The organism is Cohnella sp. GbtcB17, assembly GCF_019091135.1.
Lineage (GTDB): Bacteria > Bacillota > Bacilli > Paenibacillales > Paenibacillaceae > Cohnella.
The window spans coordinates 16,327-37,480 of sequence record NZ_JAGXJW010000017.1 but is presented as its reverse complement, the minus strand read 5'-3'; the positions used below and the strand labels follow the sequence as shown (position 1 = coordinate 37,480).

Annotated in this window: 16 protein-coding genes; 15 read left to right on the top strand and 1 reads right to left on the bottom strand. The window is 55.5% G+C overall.

All coding sequences use genetic code 11. The features are described 5' to 3' along the window. Positions 1 to 9: 9 nt before the first annotated feature. The 10 genes from KVT38_RS11400 to KVT38_RS11355 all read left to right on the top strand — a co-directional run bounded on the left by KVT38_RS11400 (position 10) and on the right by KVT38_RS11355 (position 14,129). A complete protein-coding gene (locus tag KVT38_RS11400; protein WP_217593840.1) occupies positions 10 to 921 on the top strand; it encodes an ABC transporter permease in 912 nt (303 codons plus the stop codon). A 17-nt stretch (positions 922 to 938) separates the two neighbouring features. Continuing rightward, positions 939 to 1,808 (top strand): carbohydrate ABC transporter permease, encoded by an 870-nt coding sequence (locus tag KVT38_RS11395; RefSeq protein WP_217593839.1) that lies wholly within the window; start codon positions 939 to 941, stop codon positions 1,806 to 1,808. A gap of 31 nt (positions 1,809 to 1,839) precedes the next feature. Then, positions 1,840 to 3,579 (top strand): sensor histidine kinase, encoded by a 1,740-nt coding sequence (locus KVT38_RS11390; RefSeq protein WP_217593838.1) that lies wholly within the window; start codon positions 1,840 to 1,842, stop codon positions 3,577 to 3,579. Then, entirely contained in the window at positions 3,576 to 5,153 is a 1,578-nt protein-coding gene (locus tag KVT38_RS11385) for a response regulator transcription factor (protein ID WP_217593837.1), read from the top strand. The genes KVT38_RS11390 and KVT38_RS11385 overlap by 4 nt, the downstream gene beginning before the upstream one ends. Before the next feature lie 303 nt (positions 5,154 to 5,456). Continuing rightward, positions 5,457 to 6,971, top strand: coding sequence for a response regulator (locus tag KVT38_RS11380; protein ID WP_217593836.1), 1,515 nt, complete (start codon positions 5,457 to 5,459; stop codon positions 6,969 to 6,971). A gap of 2 nt (positions 6,972 to 6,973) precedes the next feature. Continuing rightward, positions 6,974 to 8,704: a cache domain-containing sensor histidine kinase gene (locus tag KVT38_RS11375; RefSeq protein WP_217593835.1), complete on the top strand. Its 1,731-nt coding sequence runs from the start codon at positions 6,974 to 6,976 to the stop codon at positions 8,702 to 8,704. 159 nt (positions 8,705 to 8,863) lie between these two features. Then, complete coding sequence (locus tag KVT38_RS11370) at positions 8,864 to 10,210, top strand: ABC transporter substrate-binding protein (RefSeq protein WP_217593834.1); 1,347 nt, start codon at positions 8,864 to 8,866, stop codon at positions 10,208 to 10,210. A gap of 76 nt (positions 10,211 to 10,286) precedes the next feature. Continuing rightward, the gene (locus KVT38_RS11365) at positions 10,287 to 11,216 is read left to right on the top strand and encodes a carbohydrate ABC transporter permease (RefSeq protein ID WP_368859083.1); all 930 of its coding nucleotides are present in this window, start codon (positions 10,287 to 10,289) and stop codon (positions 11,214 to 11,216) included. Further along, positions 11,213 to 12,025: a carbohydrate ABC transporter permease gene (locus KVT38_RS11360; protein ID WP_368859082.1), complete on the top strand. Its 813-nt coding sequence runs from the start codon at positions 11,213 to 11,215 to the stop codon at positions 12,023 to 12,025. Before KVT38_RS11365 ends, KVT38_RS11360 begins: the two co-directional genes overlap by 4 nt. 25 nt (positions 12,026 to 12,050) lie before the next feature. Beyond that, positions 12,051 to 14,129, top strand: a complete 2,079-nt coding sequence (locus KVT38_RS11355) for a beta-galactosidase (protein WP_217593833.1) — start codon at positions 12,051 to 12,053, stop codon at positions 14,127 to 14,129. A 105-nt stretch (positions 14,130 to 14,234) separates the two neighbouring features. Here KVT38_RS11355 and KVT38_RS11350 read toward each other — a convergent pair whose 3' ends face one another. After that, positions 14,235 to 15,065, bottom strand: a complete 831-nt coding sequence (locus KVT38_RS11350; protein WP_217593832.1) for a helix-turn-helix domain-containing protein — start codon at positions 15,063 to 15,065, stop codon at positions 14,235 to 14,237. A 264-nt stretch (positions 15,066 to 15,329) separates the two neighbouring features. Here KVT38_RS11350 and KVT38_RS11345 point away from each other — a divergent pair, with 264 nt between their 5' ends. The 5 genes from KVT38_RS11345 (at position 15,330) to KVT38_RS11325 (ending at position 21,139) form a co-directional block, all read left to right on the top strand. Beyond that, the gene (locus KVT38_RS11345; protein ID WP_217593831.1) at positions 15,330 to 16,268 is read left to right on the top strand and encodes an AraC family transcriptional regulator; all 939 of its coding nucleotides are present in this window, start codon (positions 15,330 to 15,332) and stop codon (positions 16,266 to 16,268) included. Between the two features lie 83 nt (positions 16,269 to 16,351). Next, positions 16,352 to 17,413, top strand: coding sequence for a Gfo/Idh/MocA family protein (locus tag KVT38_RS11340; RefSeq protein ID WP_217593830.1), 1,062 nt, complete (start codon positions 16,352 to 16,354; stop codon positions 17,411 to 17,413). Positions 17,414 to 17,654: 241 nt separating this feature from the next. Continuing rightward, the gene (locus KVT38_RS11335; protein WP_217593829.1) at positions 17,655 to 18,680 is read left to right on the top strand and encodes a glycoside hydrolase family 130 protein; all 1,026 of its coding nucleotides are present in this window, start codon (positions 17,655 to 17,657) and stop codon (positions 18,678 to 18,680) included. Between the two features lie 135 nt (positions 18,681 to 18,815). Next, entirely contained in the window at positions 18,816 to 20,147 is a 1,332-nt protein-coding gene (locus KVT38_RS11330) for an extracellular solute-binding protein (RefSeq protein WP_217593828.1), read from the top strand. Between the two features lie 116 nt (positions 20,148 to 20,263). Further along, the gene (locus tag KVT38_RS11325) at positions 20,264 to 21,139 is read left to right on the top strand and encodes a carbohydrate ABC transporter permease (protein ID WP_217593827.1); all 876 of its coding nucleotides are present in this window, start codon (positions 20,264 to 20,266) and stop codon (positions 21,137 to 21,139) included. Positions 21,140 to 21,154 lie beyond the last annotated feature (15 nt).

Here is a 21,154-nt window from a genome sequence, read left to right as displayed (position 1 = left end):
CGATACGGGATGAGTGAAGGGAGAAAAAGCAGAGTGAGGCTGGCTCGCCAGCTGCCGCTTCATCTGCTCATATTGCCGTCGGTCGTTTGTTTGCTCGTATTTAACTACGCGCCGATGACGGGGCTGCTGATGGCCTTCAAAGACTATAAGGCGCGGCTTGGCTTTTGGGATTCGCCGTGGGTCGGCATGAAGCATCTTCATTATATGTTTACCTATCCGGACAGCACCCAGGTCATTTGGAACACCTTTTTGATCGCATCGCTCAAGATCGCGGCCAACACCGTGGTTCCGATTTTGTTTGCGCTTCTGCTGAACGAAGTGCGCACGCTTTTCTTTAAACGGTCCGTACAGACACTCGTCTATCTCCCGCATTTTCTTTCATGGGTCATTTTGGGAGGCATTTTGACGGACATTCTCGGCAACAAAGGGATCGTCAATCAGCTGCTTTCCGGCATCGGACTCGATCCGGTCTTCTTCCTCGGAGACGGCAACTGGTTCCGGTTCACGGTCGTTGTCAGCGACGTATGGAAGGAATTCGGCTTCTCTACGATCATCTATCTGGCTGCGCTGACCGGCATCAATATGTCGCTCTATGAGGCAGCCGAGATCGACGGGGCCACACGGCTGAAGCAAACCCTGCATGTTACGCTGCCCGCGCTCGTACCGGTCATTCTGGTCGTCGGGACGCTGTCGCTCGGCAATATTTTGAACGCGGGCTTCGATCAAATATTTAATCTGTACAATCCGCTCGTTTATCGAGAAGGGGATATTATCGACACGTTCGTATACCGCGTCGGACTGATGAACGGCTCCTTCAGCTTTGCGACAGCCGTCGGCTTGTTCAAATCGGCAGTCAGTTTTGTGCTGATCGTGGCGGCATACAGACTGGCGTACCGGTTTGGCAATTATCGGATCTTTTAAGAAAGGCGGCTGAAAATATGTATCGCAATACGATAGGTTATCGCTGGTTCTCCGGCTTCAATACGGTACTTCTGGCCGCAATTGCGGTACTTTGCATCCTGCCGCTCATTCACGTGGCTGCGGTATCCTTCAGCTCCAGCTCGGCCGCGATGGCCAATCAGGTTTATTTCTGGCCGGTCGGCTTCTCTGCGGAGGCCTATGCGAGAACGCTCGCCAATCCGCTTTTTTTGCGCTCGCTACTGCTGTCGACGGAGCGGACGGTCGCCGGCACGGTGCTGTCCATGGTTTTGACGGTGTCGGCGGCGTTCGTGCTGTCGCGTCCGTTTGCCGGCAGAGCGTTCTATTCCTGGTTTTTTGTGTTTACGATGCTGTTCAACGGCGGCTTGATCCCGACCTATCTGGTCGTGACGAAGCTTGAGTTGACGAATACGCTATGGGCGCTCATTCTCCCTTCGGCCGTCAACGTGTACAACACGATATTGATGATGCAATTTTTCAGAGCCATTCCCAAGGAGCTCGAGGAGGCAGCCTATATCGACGGCGCAGGCTATATGCGCTCGCTGACGCAGATCTATCTGCCGCTGTCGCTGCCGTCGCTGGCTACGCTATCGCTGTTCGCGATGGTGTGGCACTGGAACTCCTGGTTCGACGGCTTGATCTACATGACCGATTACCGCCAATATCCGCTGGCGACGTTTCTCCAGACGATTATTCAGAGCGGTGACATGCGCAATACGAATATCGATCCGTCCCAGCTGCAGATTCTATCCGAGAGAACCGTTCGATCCTCGCAGATTCTCATCGGAGCGCTTCCGATCTTGCTGGTCTATCCGTTTTTGCAGCGGTTTTTCGTGCACGGGTTGACGATGGGTGCCGTTAAAGAATAAAATGGGCAAAAAAATGCGGGAGCCGAAGCGAATGAGCCACAAAGAACGCAGTCTCTTCTCCAAGCTGGTCGGCTCTCTGATTTTTTTGCTGCTGCCCGTCCTGATCCTCTCGGTTTATTCCCACAGCATCAACGAGAAGGTCATTACCCGGCAGATCAAGCAGTCGAGCATCGGACAGCTGTCGACGCTCGCCGCGCAGATGGACAATATCTTTCTGCAGCTTGAGACGTTCTCCCGCGTCTTGCTCCGGGACCCGAACGTCATCGAATTTCAAGATATGTCGCTGCTGAACTACAGCTATTACGAGCAAATCAGCCGCAAAAAAATAATTCAGGACAAACTGTACTTGCAGGTCGCTTCGACGGACTGGACGCAGGAGATCACGGTGTATTCGCCACGTACGGGTCAAGCGATCTCGACCGCACGCGGCAAAACGTACGATCCCCTGCACCTGCAGAAGCTCTTGGAGGGCAGTTGGAACTTTCCTTCGGTGGACGACGGGGCAGACAATGCGTCCCAGCTCTCGCTTGTCACGGTCGAACCGTACGAAGCGGAAGCGGACATATCCAAAGCCAATTCGATCGTCGAGATCAGCTTCGATCGGAACAATATCGTGCGCATGCTTAACCGGTTCGAAGCGCAGGGAAGCGGCGACGTGCTGTTCTACAAACCGAATGCCGCCTCGCTGGCGTCAAGCGCTTGCCCGCCGGGGCTGCTCGAAGAATCGATATCCGCCCTCGAGGCGACGCGCTTGTCGCCGCAGGGCGACATTACGCTCGCCATGGGCGGAATTTCCTATCTGCTGACTTATTCCGAGGTGGCGTCCTTGCAGGGATACGTGGCCAATATCGTTCCTTTGCAAGATATTCTGACCCCCCTCAGAACGACGAACCGTTTTTCCTATCTCGTATACGCGTTGTTGCTCGTCGTCGGCATCGCCGTGGCCTGGGTATTGTATCGCAACGTTCAGGTGCCGCTGCGCGAGCTGGTCAAAGGCGTGCAAAAGATCAAAATGGGGCAGTACAAGACCCGAATACCGCTGAAGGTCAACAACGAATTCCGGCTTATTATCTCCCGCTTCAACGAGATGGCGGACGAGATTCAGCGGCTCATCGAGAACGTGCTGGAGCAAAAGCTTCACGCGCGCGAGGCCGAGCTCAAACAGCTGCAATCGCAAATCAATCCTCACTTTTTGTACAACAGTTTGTCCTATATCATCAGCATGACCAAGCTGGAGCGCAAAGACGCCGTGCTTCAAATGGCTTATCATCTGTCCGATTATTACCGGTATTCGACCCGTGTGCAGAACCAGCAGGTCAAGCTCGGCGAGGAGCTTAAAAATGCGGCCGACTACCTTGGCATTCACCGGATGCGGATGAATCGCATCCGCTACGAGATCGATGTCGAAGCCGACATGCTTGAACTTCAAGTTCCCCGGCTTATCCTGCAGCCGATCGTGGAGAACGCCTTGATTCATGGCATCGAAGCGCTGGAAGACATCGGCACGATCACGTTGACGGGCCGGCGGGTCGACGGCGGCTGCTCGCTGTCCGTGGAAGACAATGGCGGCAGGATGACGACCGAATCGCTGAATCGCTTGAACCTGTTGCTCGCAAGTCCGCTCGACGAGCGGTCGGAGAGCTGCGGACTCGTCAACGTGCATCGGCGTCTTCGGCTTCGATATGGCGCCGAATCCGGCTTGCGTCTGTCCATCAACGCCGAATCCGGCCTAACGGCGGAGCTGTATTGGAAGGAGGAGGAGGAACATTGAAGCTGTTGATCGTGGACGATGAAGAGCATCTCGTCGAGAGCATGACCGAGAGCCTGCCCTGGTCCGAGGTCGGCATCACGAATCTAAGCGCCGCGTATTCCGGCAAGCAGGCGCTTCGTGTCATGGAGCAGGACCCCGCGGATCTCGTCATTACCGACGTTCGCATGCCGGGCATGAGCGGCATCGAATTGATCGGCGCGATCAAGAGCCGCTGGCCTCGTACGGTCTGCATGCTGCTGACCGGTCATGCCGAGTTCGAATATGCGCAGGAAGGGTTGAAGCATAAGGTATCCCACTACTTGCTCAAGCCCGTCAAGGACGAGGAGCTGCTGGCCAACGTCAGGGAGGCGATCGACGGATTGCTCGCCGAACAAGAGCAGATGCGCGAGCTCGTGCAGTCGCAGGCGATGGTTCATCGCAACCGCCCCGTTCTGCGCGCCAATTTGTTGAACAATCTGATACAGGGCCGTCCGTGGCACGATCGCAAGCTGGCCGAGGAGCTGGCGCTGTACGACATTCCCGTGCGCGTCGGCGACGAGACAACGCTGATTCTCATACGGATTGAAGACAGCGAGCAACGGTACGGCATATCGGATATGCCGGTGATGGGTTTTGCCGTCACCAATATCGTGGAAGAATTGCTGGGAGACGGTTACGGCAGCTGGAGCTGCGAGGATCTGTACGGCCATCTGCTGTTCGTCGTCCGTCATAGCCGCGAGCGGGAGGAGTCGGAGCCGCTTGAGCGGCTCGCCGACGAGGCAAGACGAATCGTCAGCCGACTGCTGCGATTGACCGTATCCATCGTACTGTCTTCCGCAGGTGTATTTCCCGACAGCCTGCAAGAGCTATATCAGCGCTGCGTCGCTACGATCCGGTCGCAGATCGGCGCCGACAGCGACGTCGTCGTTCGGCTGAACGAGGACCATGGGAAAGCGGCTCCCCATAATGTCGCTTCATTATATACGCCGCCCTTATTCGCGCATTTGCTTGAGGCGGGCAGCTGGCAGGCCGCCCGAGAGAAGCTCGAAGATATATTCGGGGAGTGGAGAGTCAAATACAGCGGCTCGGGCGAGCATTTGTCCGAGATCGAATATGCGCTCAAAGCGGCGTTCTCCTACTTCGTACACAAAAACGGAAGACTGCTGGCGGACTATCGCCTGAATCATGCGTCGGATTACAAAGGAATCGGCGAGCTGTCCTACTGGGCTTTCGGCATGCTCGACAAGCTGCAGGATGAGATGAACGCAGAGATGTCCGAGTCCCGTCATTCCCTGGTCAATCAGATTCAGCGATTTCTTCAGACGCATTTGTCGGAGGACGTATCGCTCCAGGCGATCGCCGACCATGTGTACATGCACCCGACGCATGTGTCCAAAGTATTCAAAAAAGAGACCGGCGAAAATATATCCGAATACGTGCTCCGGCTGCGAATGGACAAAGCCGTCTTTTTGCTGAAGGACAGCAAATATAAAATATATGAAGTGGCGAGTCTGCTCGGCTACAAAAATCCGACTTATTTTATCAAGGTGTTCAAGGACCGCTTCGGGGTAACGCCGCAGGAGTTCAGGGAATAAACGCCGGCGGCAGCCGCCAAGGGTCGTGCGACAGTGAACATGAGATGTTCGCAGGACCGAATTTGTATTATCCGTCAGGAAGCGATACAACATGACGGAATTGTCCGGGCCGACGAATCCGCAAGGATCGCCGGCTATTTTGCTTGCGGGAGAAAGTGGAGAGATGCTGAGCGCAATGGCATAATAATTACCTTCCCTACATCTGCCTCCGGGAACTAGTCGGAAATGTATGCCCCTTGACAATGTCGCGGGGGTTGGCTATATCTCAAATATTACTCGCAATGGAAACGAAGGTGCGGAAAATTGAGCATTCGCGTCATGCTTGTCGACGATGAGCCGCTGGCTCTGGAAAATGTATATGAAGCTGTGTCATGGCAGGAACACGGGTTTGAAGTCGTGGCGCGTGCGACGAATGGAAAAATAGCGCTCGGCCTGTTCGAACGGCTGCGGCCGCATATCGTCATCACGGACATCTCGATGTCGCCGATGGACGGATTGGAGCTGGGCAAGCGTATTCGCGAGCTCGGGCCGAATACCCGCCTGATTTTCCTTACGGCATACCGCGACTTCGACTATGCCAGGCAGGCGCTCGATTTGAAGGCGGCACACTACTTGTTGAAGCACGAGATCAGCCGCAACCGGCTTCTCGCACAATTGTTGAAGCTGCGGGAAGACATCGAGGCGGAGCAGGCGGAGGAGCGCCATCAGCGTCGTCGCGCGTGGAGAGCGTTGTTCGACAGCAAGCCGGATGCGAAGGGAGAGCCCGAGACACGCGAGAACGCCATGCAGCCTTCGTTCGCCGTTTCGTTGCTTTATTTCGAATTGAATTCTCGCATGAGACTGGACGGCCGCCGCGAATGCGATCGTTTGGAAGACACGGTCCTGCTGGACACTTTGGCAGAAGAGACGATACGCGAGACGGAAGAGGCAAGAGAGATTTTGCTGCTGGAGACGGAAGGGGGCGGCTATGCGGCCGTCGTTGAGTTATCCGTGTCCAATAGTCTGCTGATTACGCAATATGCGCTCCGGCAGGTCTCGCTTGCGCTTCAGCGAAGCTTGCAGCGTCATACCGGACACACGCCTCGCGTGATGATCGCGACGAATCTGGAGCGAGATGCGCACCGGCATTGGCAGATGATCCGGCACCAGTACGCGTACGCCTATTTTCTACCGGCGCGGTCCGTCTTTCTGTTCGAGCAGGCGCTGGCATCGAATGCGAAGCCCCCATCGGGCTCGGAAGAACGCATTCAAGCCGGAATCAAAGACGGTCCTGAATCGTTGACGGTCTGGAAGCGGCTCCTGGATGACATCGTGGAGCGCGCCGCGACGGACGCGCTGTTGGCGGCCGTCGCGGCCGCAGGCGAGAAATGGATCCGGACGGGTGCCGGACGCCCCGATATGCTTCTAGGTTCCGATGCGCGCGAGATCGCAGCGGCGCTGAACCGCTCGGCGGAGGCGATCGCGAACGCAGAGCGTCAACGCTCGTCCTTTTCCCGATGGGTACAGAAAGCGATGGATCATGTTCGCGATAACTACGCCGATCCCGAGCTATCCCTTGAGACCGTCGCGGAGCATCTGCAGATCAGCGCCGTTCACTTGAGAACGACGTTCAAGAAGGAGACGGGCATATCGCTGCTGGATTTCACGACGGAGTACCGAATGGAGATCGCAAAGCAGCTGCTCCTCAAGGAGGATCTGAAAATTTACGAGGTGTCCGAGCAGGTGGGATACCGGACGAGTCAATATTTCAGCCAAGTGTTCAAAAAAGCGACAGGTCTGCACCCCAAGGACTATATGAGAGCGGAAGCGGAGCGATAAGCATGCGCCGGATTCGAAACAAAATTATGGGAAGCGTCATTCTGATCGTGACCTTCTCCATCACTTTGATCAGCGTGCTGGCGCTCGACCGTTTCTCCTCCATCTTGGAGGACCAGGCGCTGAACGAAGATATTATCCACATTAACCAGACTTCGGATCAGATGGAGCGTTTTATCGAAGATGTCAAGCTGTATGCGGCCAATATGGTTAATGACGAACTGCTGCAGAAGTTCGCAAGCCGGCCCTCCTACCCTTCCGTATACGAAGAGATCAAGGCGTATCAGCAGGTTGTCGTTCAACTCACCAAATTCAACGTCCTGCGCAATTACCTGGCGAGCTCGGCGATCGTTCGCAGCGACGGCAAAGTTTTCTGGTCGTCGTTGTATATCGATCCATACTTTGAGCAGGAGCTCCAGAAAAATTGGTATCAGGATGCGATAGGCACAGGTCGAAAAAGCGGCTTCACCGCGCCGCACCTCATCAGAGATAACGGCGAACAAAAAGTAATCAGCTTCTACATACGCTTCGCGCCTGAATTTGGAGGCGTGCTCCTGTTGAACATCAAGTTCGAGGCTGTCACCGAGTTGTTCGACTCGCTGGCCCCGTCGTTCGAACGCTTTGCCTGGACGGAAAACGGCGGACGCGGCTATCTGTTGAATCAGAACATGACGAACGATATTTCGGCGTATCTTCGGGGCGGCCATGAAGCCGTCGAAGTTCATCGCACGAAGTCCGGCTATTATTTGACGCGCTCGTTCAAGGAGACGGATTGGTCCGTCGTCACGTTCACCTCCAAGAGCCGCTTCTATCGGCTGCTTGGCTATGTCGTTCAGTACTGGGCGATCTTCCTGGCACTCTGTCTTGGTCTTTGTGCCCTGCTGTTTTTACCGATCATCTCCAGCATTACCCGTCCGATCTCGCAGATGTCCAGAGCGATGAAGCAGGTGTCGATGGGCAATTACGACGTCCGGCTTCAGTTCCGAAGCAACGACGAACTCGATATTTTGCGGACCGGCTTCCAATCGATGCTCCGCGATATTCAACTGCAGATGGACGAGAAAATCGAGCAGGAAAAGTGGAAAAGACGCATCTCGACGGAACTGCTGTTCGCGCAGATGAATCCCCACTTTATTTACAATACGTTGAATACCGTCGTCTATTTGTCGCGCAAAGGCAATAACCGGGCGGTTGAGGAAATGGTCGAAGCGTTCATCGGAATCTTGCAGGACGCGGTGAAGCTAGGGGAGAGCGGACTGTACGTCCAAGTCGCGCAGGAGAAGGAATTGATCGAGCACTATGCGCTTATTCAAAAGTACAGGTATGCCGACAAGTTCAATCTGATCTGGCATGCGGAAGCGGATATGGCTTCGGTCCTTATCCCGAAGAGCGTGCTCCAGCCGCTTGTGGAGAATGCGATTTTTCATGCATTTTCGGAGCGCGAGTCGCCCGGGTTGATCGAGGTTACTTTAGAACGGACGGCGGATCGCATCCTGATCGAGGTGAAAGATAACGGAACCGGCATGGATCCGGAGACGGCCTCGCGAGTCGCGTCGAATTCGCTTCGGCAGGCCACCCCGCATAAAGGCGGTATGAAGCATATCGGCATCGCAAATATCCGCGAGCGCCTCGCTTACTTGTACGGCGATGCGGCGGAGTTTCATGTCGATACGCGCGAGGGGGAAGGGACGACAATCCGGATCGCTTTGCCGTTGATGCCTGAAATCGCGGATTGAAAGCGATTAAAAGTCGCTATCGTATTTTAAACAAAATCATCGGATCGTCATGTTGTTGCTCCGGGGCACCGAAGGTATCATACAAATTGCAAGACAGACCGGCGGCAGTCACGGCGCCGGCCATGTCCGTCGCAAGCTCAAACAAGGGGGATGCAACAAATGCAACAAAGCTCGCGCAAGAAATCGACCTGGAGCATGATGACCGCACTGGTGCTTGGCTCTGCGCTCGCGCTGTCCGCGTGCGGATCGAACAATGACGGCAATTCGGGCGCTGCGAGCCCGTCGGCGTCGTCGGCCGGCGGCTCCGCCGCTGCCGAGAGCGGCAAGCTGGTCGAATGGGGATGGGACAAGGGCAGCCATGACAAGCTGATGGCGGAATTCTCGAAAAATCATCCCAATATTCAAGTGGAATACGTCGAGGTTTCGGCAAAAGATTATTTGAAAAAAATCCAGACCTCGATCGCCTCCGGCTCCGAATTGCCCGACATCATCTGGGCGGAAGCCGCGCAGCGCGGCGCGATCTATGAGCTCAACGTAATGGACGATCTCGGCGCGGCGCCATACAGCTTCGACAAGAGCGCGCTCCTTGACTTCGAAGTTCCGCTGCTCACGAACGGCAAAGGCCAATTGGTCGCGCTCGACCAGCAGGTCGCGCCGGGTGCCGTCGCCTACAAGCGCGAACTGGCGAAGCAATATCTCGGCACGGACGATCCCGACCAGCTCGCTTCGATGTTCAAGAGCTGGGACGACTTCGCGCAGAAAGGCAAGGAGGTATTCGATAAGAGCGGCGGCAAAGTCACGATGTTCGCCAGCCTGATGGATGCCTACACCATACTGAGCAATCAGATGACGAAACCGTTCATCGACGGCGTCAGCGTTAACAAGACGGATATGCTCGGCATATTCGGCCAGCTGCAAAAGCTGCGGGATATGAAAAACGAGGCTAAGCTCGGTATGTGGTCGCCTTCGTGGAGCGCTTCCTACTCGCAAAACAACGTTATCTTCTATCCGGCCGCGAATTGGTCCCCCGAGTTCGTCATCAAGCCGAACGACAAGAACAGCAGCGCGGCATGGGGACTGACGGTGCCTCCCGGCGGCGGCTTCACTTACGGCGGCACGTCCATCGGCATCTGGAAGGGCAGCAAGCAGAAGGACGCCGCATGGACCTACCTCAAAGGCATGTACGGCTCCGCCGAAGGCGCCGATGTCAGTTTCAAAGGCATGAAGTCCATTCTTCCGCTCAAGTCCGTCTTTGAAGATACGTCCAAGCTAGCGTCCGGACCCGACGCGTTTTTCGGCGGCCAGGATTTGAACAAGTTCTGGATCGAAAAGGTGTTCCCGAGCATCAAAGCCAAGCCGGTGACCAAATACGACCAGGATGTGTACGCCGCATCGGAAATCGTGCTTCAGACGATGACGCAGGATCCGAAGTTCGACGCGGACAGCGCATTCGAAAAGTGGACGGAAGAGCTCAAGAAAAATCATCCTGAGCTCACGATCCAATAACTGAAAAAGAGAAAAATGGAAGCGGCGGTCGGTGGTCAAGCCATCGCCCGCCGTTTTCGGATAGGATGTGGTGTCCGTGGCGAAAACGACCGGCATAAACCGTACGAATAAATGGCCGTACCTGTTCATTACGCCTTATTTTATTTTTTATGCGGTATTCAGCTTGTTCCCGATTCTGTTTACGCTGTATTTGAGCTTCACGGATTGGGACCTGTTCGGCAACAATAACTTTGTCGGACTTTACAATTACGTTCAATTGTTTGCGCATGACAAATTTTTCTGGAAGTCGCTGGGCAACGTGCTCCTGTTCATTGCCTGCTACCTGCCGGCGCTCGTCCTGTTCGGCATGCTGATCGCCAGCCTGATCGAGAGCAGGCTGATCCGGCGCAAAACCTTCTTTCGCCTGAGCTTTTTCAGCGCCTACATGACGACTCCGGTCGCCATCGGCATCATTTTCGCGCTTCTCTTCGACTGGCAGGGCGGCTTCATCAACAATCTGTTCGTCGAGCTCGGATGGATCCACGAAAAGGTGAATTGGCTCGGCTCGGCGGTCTGGGCGCGCTGGATCGTGATCCTGATGATCTTCTGGAAAAATCTCGGGTACTTTATTATGTTTTATACCGCAGGGATGGCGAGCATCGACACGTCAATTTATGAAGCGGCCCAGATCGACGGCGCCTCCGCCCGAAGCGTTTTCTTCCGCATCACGATTCCGCTGCTCAAGCCGATCAATCTGTTTCTGATCGTCACATCCATTATCGGCGGACTACAGCTTGTGGAAGAACCGATGCTGCTCTACAGCGGCTGGGCTTCCGGCACGTCGATGACGGGAGGGCCGGACGGCTCCGTGTTCACCCCGATCTGGTACATGTTCGACGCTTCGTTCAGCGGTTCGTCGTTCAAATACGGCAAGGGCGCGGCGATCGCGTATTCGACCTTCCTCTTTATCGCACTGTTCTCCCTGATGGGCATCAAATGGCTGAACCGGGACGGTGATTCGAAGTGAAAACGCAAAAAGGACTGCTGATCGCGGCATTAACGGCCCTGTCGCTGATTTTCCTTTTTCCTTTCTATATGATGCTGACGATGGGCACCTATTACTCCGAGGATTTGTTCAAAAAGCTGCCCATCCTGCCAAGCGGCTATCTGCTGGAAAATTTAAAAACGATACTGTCGGCGGACTTTTTGCGCAACTACTGGAACAGTTTGTATGTCGCCGTGTTATTTACCGCCGTGTCGGTGTTCATCAGCGCGCTGACCGGCTTCGCTTTCGGCAAGTACAGCTTCAAGGGGAAGACGTGGCTGTACGGCTTCATTCTCGTCACGATGATGATCCCCGGCCAGCTCGGACTGATTGCCTTCGTCATGGAGATGAAGTGGTTCCACCTGAACAACTCGCATGTCCCGCTCATCATCGCGGGTCTGAACAATGCGTTCGGCGTCTTCTTCATGACGCAGTTCGTACAATCGTCCGTACCGACCGAGGTCGTAGAGAGCGCGCGGATCGACGGCTGCACGGAGCCCGGCATTTTTTTCCGGATTGTGGTTCCCTTCCTCCTCCCGGCAGTCAGTACGCTTGGCTTGATCTGCTTCCTCGGTTCATGGAACAATTATTTGCTGCCGCTGGTCACGATCAACAAGCCGGAGCTGTATACGCTGCCGCTTGGCATCGCCAATCTGTCGACCCGGTACCGGACCGACTATGCTGCCAGCATCCTGGGACTTACGCTTGGCACGTTGCCGTTGATCCTGCTGTTTTTGTTCGGGTCCAAGACATTGGTCCGAGGATTGACGGGCGGCGCGGTCAAAGGCTGACTGGAAATCAAGGGAGGACAGCGGCATGCTGAATCAACGAAAGGCATATCGGGGCGACGACTTCCTGCTCGGCGCCTGCTATTATCCGGAGCATTGGAAGGAAGCGTGCTGGGCGGAGGACTTCCGCCGGATGTCGGAGCTTGGCTTTAATACCGTCCGGATGGGCGAGACCGCGTGGAACGTCATGGAGCCTGAAGAGGGCAAGTACGATTTCTCCCTTTTCGACCGGGCGATCGAGGCGGCAGCCGGCTGCGGTCTGCGCGTCATTCTGGGGACGCCAACCTACGCGCCGCCGGCATGGTTGACGGACAAGTATCCCGAGACGCTGCGCGTCGACTTCGGCGGTCGCAGGATGGCGCACGGATCTCGCCGACACTACAACTACACGTCCGCCACGTACTTGCGGCTGTGCGACGGGATCGTGTCGGCCATGGCCGACCGGTACAAGGATCATCCCGCCGTCATCGGCTGGCAGATCGACAACGAGCTGAATTGCCACTCCGACGCCAGCTTTGCGCCTAGCGATCACGACGCCTTCCGCGTGTGGTGCCGAACGCGGTACGGCACGCTGCAAATGCTGAACGAAGCATGGGGAACGGCGTTCTGGGCGCAGACGTACACCGACTGGGGACAGGTCGCGTTGCCCAAACCAACGGTAACCTACCATAACCCGAGTCATCTGCTTGACTTTTACAGGTTCACGTCCGAATCCGCGATCGCGTTCGCCGAGCGCCAGTACCGCATCCTGAAGGATGCGGCTCCGCATCAGTTCGCCACCCATAACGGCATGTTCGGCAATATCGACTACAAGCCGTTTACGGAGCGGGCGGTCGATTTCCTGTCGTACGACTCGTACCCTTCCTTTCAGTTGATGCGCAAGGATGTGCCGATCCGCGAGAAGGACAAGCTGAGCGGCAAGCATCTGAGCCGGATGCGAGGCTATTCCGGAAAATATATGATTCTGGAGCAGCAGGCGGGACCGGGCGGTCAGACGGGCAACGGGCTGAACGACGATCGCGACGATTATCTGCAGGTCTCGCCGAAGCCCGGGCAGATTCGTCTGTGGACCTGGCAGTCGATCGCGCACGGCGCGGACGGCGTGCTTTATTTTCGCTGGCGGACTTGTCCCTACGGCGCGGAGACGCTCTGGCACGGCCTTAACGATTATGGCAACCAGCCGAACCGCCGGCTCGAAGAAGCGCGCGCCGTGGCATTGGAGACCGGGCGATTGTCGAAGCTGATCGTGTCGACCAGCGTTCATGCGACGGCCGCGATCTTAAGCGACTACGACAATGACAGCAACTGCAAGATTGATCGTCATACGGGTACCGAGTATTGGAGAAGCGAGGAAAATATTTACCTGGCGCTTGCGTCACGGCATATCGGCACGGATGTGCTTGATCTCGGAGCGGCTTCGGAGCCGGATGCCCTGAATCGGTACGAGATCGTGTTCGCGCCGAACGTGCAGCTGCTGGACGAACATGAGCTTGAGCCGCTGCGAAGCTATGCGAGCCAGGGCGGCACGCTCGTATTCGGTCCGCGTGCCGGATACAAGGATAGAAACAACCATGCGCATATGCTACCGTTCCCGGGCGTCGTTCGTACGCTCGCGGGCATCGCCGTGAAGGACTTCACGATGGTCGACGGGGATGACGCTGGCCGGATCCGCTTTGGTTCGCCGGATAAGGAAACGGCTGCGCCGCTGTTCCACGAGATATTGGAGCCGGAAGCCGACGGTTGTTCAGTTCTTGCCGAATACGTGCGGGATTATTATGCGGGCAGTCCGGCGATCGCCGTGCGGCCGTACGGCCGAGGCCGGATCGTCTACGTAGGCACTTTTTTTACGCTTGATAATACGACAGCGTTGCTTGACGCGCTCGGTACGACCGATCCTTCGTCGGATTGGGCCGACGATCTGCCCGCGGAGGTGGAGACGGTGTATCGGCGGGAAGGCGAGAAAAGCTATGTGATTCTCCTGAATTATGCCGACGAACCGAAGCGCATTCGTTTAAAGCGTCCGGTGCTGGACGTGCTCGGCCAAACGGAAGTGAAGACCGAGCAAACACTGCCACCCTATGGCGTGAGCTGGTGGGCGTTGTCTTGACGGATAACGGCAATCAGGCTGTCGCCTGAATAGGCGATAGCTTTGCCTCTTCAAAATTCGGGGTAACGCCGCAGGAGTTCAGGGAATCAACGCCGGAGCGTACCGTCAGCGATGCAGCCTGCGGTATTGCTCGGGCGTTTTTTGTTCGAGCCGGCGGAAAGTCGATACGAAATGGCTGGCGTCCAGAAAGCCGACCCGTGCGGCGATGGCTTTGATCGTCCGATCGCCCGGGCCAGCGAGCTCTTCCTTCGCTTTTTGAATACGAAGATGAATTAAAAACTGGTAGGGACTCATGCCGGTCGCCGCGCGAAACAGATGATTCAAATGCTGGGGACTGAGCTCCGCGAACCGGGCCATATCCTCCAAGCCGACTGCGGGATCGTGATAAACCTCATCCAGATAACGCATCAGGGGCAGCAGCCGCTCATGGTAGTGCGACAGCGAACGCATATTGTCGGCACGTCCGAACTTTTTAATGTCCGTCAGGAAGCGGTACAGCATGACGGAGCTGTCCAGGCCGGCGAATCCGTAGGGAGCGCCGGCTATTTTGCTTGCCTTCTTGTGCACGTTCGCCAATGGCGAAGAAGACTCCCAGCCGATGACGGTCGACTCGGCGAGGTCCAGCGCGCCGAGAATCGCGCCAATCTGAGCGCCTCCGAACGTGACGTACCAGGTGGACCAGGGGGTGGTTAGCGGCGTGTAGAAATGCGGGACGTTCGGCTTCAGCAATATGCCTTCACAGGCCGACAAGGTTATCTTTTGGCCGGAGAAACGGAATTCTCCCGCCCCGGCTGTCGTATGCAGCCAGTGATAGCAATGATAGCCGTCGGGACGATCGAATTCGCTTTCTCCTTCATTCCAACCGAACGCCTCGATGTACATCGGCAGCTTTTTATCCAGGTGGGTCAGCAACATTTGTTTGCGGTAGTGTTCCATCGAATGCCTGCTTTCATTATTTTATATGCTTGATTGATTGTTTCGAGGGTCATGTATATTTTAAACCATACAACATTGGATTGATAAGCTTGATCTTCTATGGAAAAAGGATGATGGATTCGGTCGGACCGGAACTTCGCTCATCTGGGTGGAAATCGGACGCATCTTGACTGTTAGCGATCGTCCGCTTAAGGTGGTTATAAAAAAAGCAAGCACTCGCTGCCGGAACCCTTAAAAAGGAGCGCCGGGCCGAGAGGGGATACGATGGATCAAGAAGTGACGTATGAGCAAAAAGACAATCGAATCGATTTTCATTTCGACCATATATATTTCGAGAACCCGCAGCGGTTCGGATCGATTGATTTGTTCCAGGTTGGGGATCTAAGCTGTCAAGGCGGCTACGTCGTTAACGAGCACGAGCAAATTTGCTACGAGCTCACCTACATCGTCTCCGGCCGGGGATGGCTCAAGGCCGGCGGAACGTCCCACCCGGTCAAGGAAGGCGACATCGTGCTTAACGTCCCGGGGGAGTTGCACGCCTGCCGGGCGGACGATGAAGATCCGTTCCGGTACTATTATGTCGGGTTCGATTTTGCGGAAGGCGAGGCGGGCGATGCGGGTGAGGTGGGCGATGCGCCGGCCCTGGAGCCGATCCGGAAAATGTTCGATCAGACGACGCAGCCCGTCGTGTCCAACCTGCTGGGCATCGAAGCTCCGTTCGCAGGCATTTTCAAAGAGCTGGTAAACCTGAAGAGCTATTCCTCCTTCATGATCGGCTCGTACCTGCAGCAGCTCATCGTACTGGCCTACCGCAGCTTCCACGACAGCCGGGAGACGGCGTATTCGCCGATGCTGCAGGGCAAGGAGATGACGAAGCCGGTTCACGACGTGATCCGATATATCGAACACAATTGGCTTCGGATGACGGAGCTAGGCGCGATGGCGGAGGAGCTGCACTACAGCTACTCCTATTTGTCGCATCAATTTTCCAAAGAAATGGGGCTTACGATTCAGGAGTATTACAACCGCAAGCGATTCGAGCAGGCCGTCAAGCTGCTGCGCGAAGGTCGGCTGACGGTTACCCAGATCGCGGACAAGCTCCGCTATCAATCGATTCATTCGTTCAGCAAAGCGTTCCGCCTGCACTTCGGCATCTCTCCTACCGAGTACCAGTCCATCGCGACAAGCGCAAATCAGGTCTAACGAAATGGCGAATCCGGCTAAATCCGCGTGCCCTTCGCCGTGGTATGCTGGCCTCATGTCAATCGATCCGGAGGGATAAACGAGTGAGCAAATTAAAAGTAGCCGTCATTGGCTGCGGCATGATCGCAAGAACCCAGCATATTCAGCATTATCACGACAGCGACAAGGCCGATATCAAGATGCTCGTCGATCCGTTGGAGGAGCGCGCACGCGCGCTTGCAGCCGAATTCGGCGTGCCCCATACGTCCGCAGACTACAGGGCGATTCTGGAGGACGACGAGATCGATGCCGTATCGATCTGCACGCCGAACGACACGCATGCGCCGATCGCCATCGATTGCCTGAATGCCGGCAAGCATGTGCCCTGCGAGAAGCCGGCCGCGCTGAACATGGAGCAAGTCCGCGAGATGAAGGCGGCTGCCGACCGCAACGGCCGCATATTGAACATCGGCGTCGTCAATCGCTATGCAGCGGGGGTCAACCGGATCAAGGACATGATCGAAGGCGGCGAGCTGGGACGCGTATATCACATCTACTGCTCCTTCCGCTCGCATCGGTCGATTCCGGGACTGGGCGGACCGTTCACGACGAAGGCGAAGTCGGGCGGCGGCGTACTGATCGACTGGGGCGTCCACTTCCTCGACCTTATCTTCTACAGTCTGGGGCAGCCTGACGTTCGGACCGTATCCGGCGAAATTTACGGCGAGCTGGCGAAGGACATGAAAGCCTACGCGTACGTGAATATGTGGGCCGGTCCGCCGAATTATAACGGCACGTACGACGTGGAGGATTTTGTAACCGGCCTGGTTCGCACGACGGGGCCGACGATCAGCCTCAACGGGGCATGGGCGCAAAATATCGGGGAATCCGCGATGTTCGTGGAATTTCTGGGCGACAAGGCCGGCGTCAAGCTCGATTACGGCAGCGGCGACTTCAAGGTGTACGGGGCCAAGGACGGCATGCTGCTGGAGACGAGCCCGTCGTTCGCCAAGTCGGACAAGTTCGCCTCGGAGATCGACGATTTCCTGCGCTCCGCAGCTTCGGGCAGCAAGGGCCGGGCCAATATCGATCAGGTCATGACCACGTCCGAAGTGATGGACGCCCTCTATCGATCCGCCGCGCTGGGTAGAGAAATATCGCTGTAGTCAGCAGCTTGCTAACAAGCCATGGATGAGATGCCATGGCTTTTTTTTGCATGCGCAGGGCAAGGATATGGAGACAGCGCTTCTTCGGATGGGGGCTAACATGCTTCCAGGAAAAACGCAATCATTCGCAATTATCGGACGTTTTCTGAAACCTGTCGGATATTTTGTCCAAGCCGGCAGCGCTATAATGATTACGAAATGCGAACTGTCCAGGCCATCACAGTCATTCCAGGAGGTAGTCATGCTTAACATTACGAGACATCCCGAGAATCCGATCGTCGTTCCCGGATTATTCGAGTGGAGAAAAGCAACCGTATTCAATCCCGCCGTCATCATCGACAATGGAAAATTTTATATGATCGAACGGACGGCAGGTTCCTTGACGCCTTGCAAAAACTTCTTGGGTCTGCTGGAAAGCGAAGACGGCGTCCACTTCAAGCATGTGCTGGACGAGCCGGTCGTGACGCCGGACATGCTCGGCTTTCCTTACGGCAGTGTACAGGATCCGCGCATCGTCAAGATCGACGATACGTTTTACTTGAATTATGCGCTGCGCCCTTGCGCCATGAATTATTATCCGACGGGTACGGGCATACCGGAACGTTCCATTCCTCAATATCCGGACGGCTGGGGCGAGGAAGAAGTGCACTGGCGGACCCGCTCGGGCATCTTGACCTCCAAAGATTTAATCCATTGGGAGTACTTGTGCGATACGACGCCGCTGGAGATTAACGATCGCGACAATATTTTGTTCCCCGAGAAGATTAACGGCAAGTTCGCGCTGCTGCGCAGGCCCGAAGAATATGTCGGCGAAGCCTACGGGACGAAGCAAGCCGCCATGTGGATCAGCTACTCGGAAGACTTGATCCATTGGGAAGAGCCGAAGCTGCTGGCCACGGCAGGTCCGGAAGCATGGGAGCAGAAGAAAATCGGCGGCTCCACGCCCCCGGTGCGGACGGACAAAGGCTGGCTGGTCCTGTACCATGGCGTGGACTACGATACCGTCTATCGTGTCGGCGCGCTGCTGCTGGACCTCGACAATCCTGAGAAGATCATTGCCAGGACGAACCATTTTATTATGGAACCTGAAACCTACTACGAGAAATTCGGCTATCAGATCCCGAATGTCATCTTCCCGACGGGCAACGTGGTGAAGGACGGTCTCCTGTATATTTACTACGGCGTTACGGATACGGCCATTGCATTGGCTACCGTTCCGCTGGACGAGATTGTCGACTATGTGCTGAACGAAAAAGATCGGGCTTAATTTAAAAAATCGGATGTTATCGTAAGTTTGTGGGATTCAGGGCTTAATGATAACGCTTTATACTGAGTGAGTGACATAGAGTGGGAAGTAAATAAACACTTTATGTTATAAAAATGTAGAAAAGAGGGTTCGCCAATGAAAAAGAGAAATGGCATCAAGGGAGCCGCACTGCTCTCCGTGGCAACGACGTTGGCTTTGGCAACGGCCGCCTGCGGCAATTCGAACGACGCGAACAACGGGAAGGGCGCTTCGTCGAGCGACAGCGGAGGCAAGGGAACCGTAACGTTGACGATGATGCATCCGTGGACATCGCCGAATGCGGATAATGAAGTATACAAAGCTCGTATTGCCGCGTTCGAAGCGGAGCATCCGAATATCAAGATCAATCAGGACGGCGTGGCTGCGGCGCAATACAAGACGAAGCTGTTCACGCTCGCCGCGGGCAACAATCTGGCCGACATCGACGTCGTATGGCCCGGCGCGGACCTTGACCCGCTGGTGAGCGGCGATCTGCTGCTGCCCTTGAACGATCAAATGGCCAATTGGAACGAGCTCGTACGGGAAGATGCGCTGGCCGGCTTCAACAAGAACGGCAATCAATATGCCGTGCCGACCAAGCAAAATTTCGTCGATATCATTTATTACAATAAGGAAATGTTCTCCAAGGTCGGATACGATACGTTCCCGGCTACTTACGAAGAGTGGATCGATGCGATCAAGAAATTAAAAGCGGCGAAGCTCACGCCGATCTCTCTCGGCAACAAAGAGCAATGGCCGCTTCAATCCTCGTATATGTCCACGTTGACGCAGCGCTTCGCAGGCGACGACTTCCTGCAGAACGTCGTGGACGGCAAGGCGAAGTTCACCGATGAGGACTTCGTCAAAGCCGTTGCGGTCATTGACGAATTGACCAAGCTGGACGCCTTCAACTCGGACGCGAACAACATGGATTCGGTGCAGGCGCAGGACTACTTCATTCAAGAAAAAGCGGCCATGCACATCACGTCGGCAACCGTAAATGCCAGAATCCGCATCGATAACCCGAACGGCAGCAAATTCGGCATTGCGTTGTTCCCAAGCGTGCCGGGCGGCAAGGGCGATCCCAAGAAGGCGGCCGGCGTTCCTCAATTCGGTATCGCGATCAAAAGCGGGCTGAGCAAGGAGAAGCAGGATGCGGCGCTCGAGTTCATGAAGTACTTCGTGAACGAGGATCTGTACAAGGATCTGTCCAAGGCGGGCATCATGGTTCCGACGAAAACGAACGTGGCGGGCGAAGGCGAGATCAATCCGTTCCTGGAAGAATTGATGAAGCTGACCAGCAACGGCTCGACCCGCGTGTTCGACTCAGTCATCCCGACCCAGCCTTCCAAGGAATTCGAGAACGGTCTTCAGGCGCTGACCATCAAGCAGGGGACGCCGCAAGACGTCGCCAAGAAAACGCAGGCCGCGCTTGACGCCCTCAAGTAAAACCGCCGGCTGACCGATTTGATTTTTAACTGAAAAAGCGATGGAGAAAACCCGTGCTGCGGGTTTTCTCCGTTCAGACGAACTCGATGCTGCCGCGAAGAAACGGAGGCGACAAAATGAATACGTTAAAGGGAACGAGAGCCGCCATCTTCTTCGGCATGCTTCCCGCATTACTCATCTATATAGGCATTGCCATCATCCCGATCTTCGTTTCGCTGTATTACTCGTTTTTTAATTGGGACGGCATTTCGGCCAAATCGGCTGTCGGCTTCGACAATTATGTCCGCATTTTTAACGACTCCGTTTTTTGGCTGTCGGTAAAAAATAATATCATCATCATGGTGACGGGCTTGATCGGCCAGATTCCGCTGGGCTTGTTGCTGGCGCTGCTGTTGAACCGCAATTTGAGGGGCTCCACCTTCTTCAGAACGGTCGGCTTCATGCCCGTCGTCATTTCCTCCGTTATGGTCTCTTTGATCTGGGGGATGATTTATAACTCGGAATACGGATTTATGAACGCGTTGCTCGGGTTTTTCGGCCTGGACAGCTGGCAGCGCAATTGGCTCGGCGACACTTCGATCTCGATGTATTCCGTCAGCCTGGCTTACATTTGGCAAAATTGCGGGCTTTACATGGTCATTTTCCTGGCTGCGCTCCAGAACATTCCTGGCGAGGTCAACGAGGCGGCGGAGCTGGACGGCGCGACAGGGCTCAGACGCGTGTTCCGCATTACGATCCCGATGATTCGCTCCACGATTCTCGTGGCCGTCGTATACAGCATCAGCAATTCGTTCCGGGTATTCGATCTCGTGCAAATTCTGACGGGAGGCGGCCCCGCCCATATGACGGAAGTCATGACCATCTACATGTACAACCATGCCTTCGTCAGCAGGCAATTCGGATACGGCAGCGCGGCATCGATGCTGATCCTGCTGTTCAGCCTGATCGTCGTAAGCTTGGTTAACCGTTTGGGACGAGAAAAAGACAGTTAATGAAAGGGGGAATCG

Coding starts and splice junctions, on each gene's coding strand:
- KVT38_RS11400 (WP_217593840.1), top strand. CDS start 10: ATGAGTGAAGGGAGAAAAAGCAGAGTGAGGCTGGCTCGCCAGCTGCCG.
- KVT38_RS11395 (WP_217593839.1), top strand. CDS start 939: ATGTATCGCAATACGATAGGTTATCGCTGGTTCTCCGGCTTCAATACG.
- KVT38_RS11390 (WP_217593838.1), top strand. CDS start 1,840: ATGAGCCACAAAGAACGCAGTCTCTTCTCCAAGCTGGTCGGCTCTCTG.
- KVT38_RS11375 (WP_217593835.1), top strand. CDS start 6,974: ATGCGCCGGATTCGAAACAAAATTATGGGAAGCGTCATTCTGATCGTG.
- KVT38_RS11370 (WP_217593834.1), top strand. CDS start 8,864: ATGCAACAAAGCTCGCGCAAGAAATCGACCTGGAGCATGATGACCGCA.
- KVT38_RS11355 (WP_217593833.1), top strand. CDS start 12,051: ATGCTGAATCAACGAAAGGCATATCGGGGCGACGACTTCCTGCTCGGC.
- KVT38_RS11350 (WP_217593832.1), bottom strand. CDS start 15,065: ATGGAACACTACCGCAAACAAATGTTGCTGACCCACCTGGATAAAAAG.
- KVT38_RS11345 (WP_217593831.1), top strand. CDS start 15,330: ATGGATCAAGAAGTGACGTATGAGCAAAAAGACAATCGAATCGATTTT.
- KVT38_RS11335 (WP_217593829.1), top strand. CDS start 17,655: ATGCTTAACATTACGAGACATCCCGAGAATCCGATCGTCGTTCCCGGA.
- KVT38_RS11330 (WP_217593828.1), top strand. CDS start 18,816: ATGAAAAAGAGAAATGGCATCAAGGGAGCCGCACTGCTCTCCGTGGCA.
- KVT38_RS11325 (WP_217593827.1), top strand. CDS start 20,264: ATGAATACGTTAAAGGGAACGAGAGCCGCCATCTTCTTCGGCATGCTT.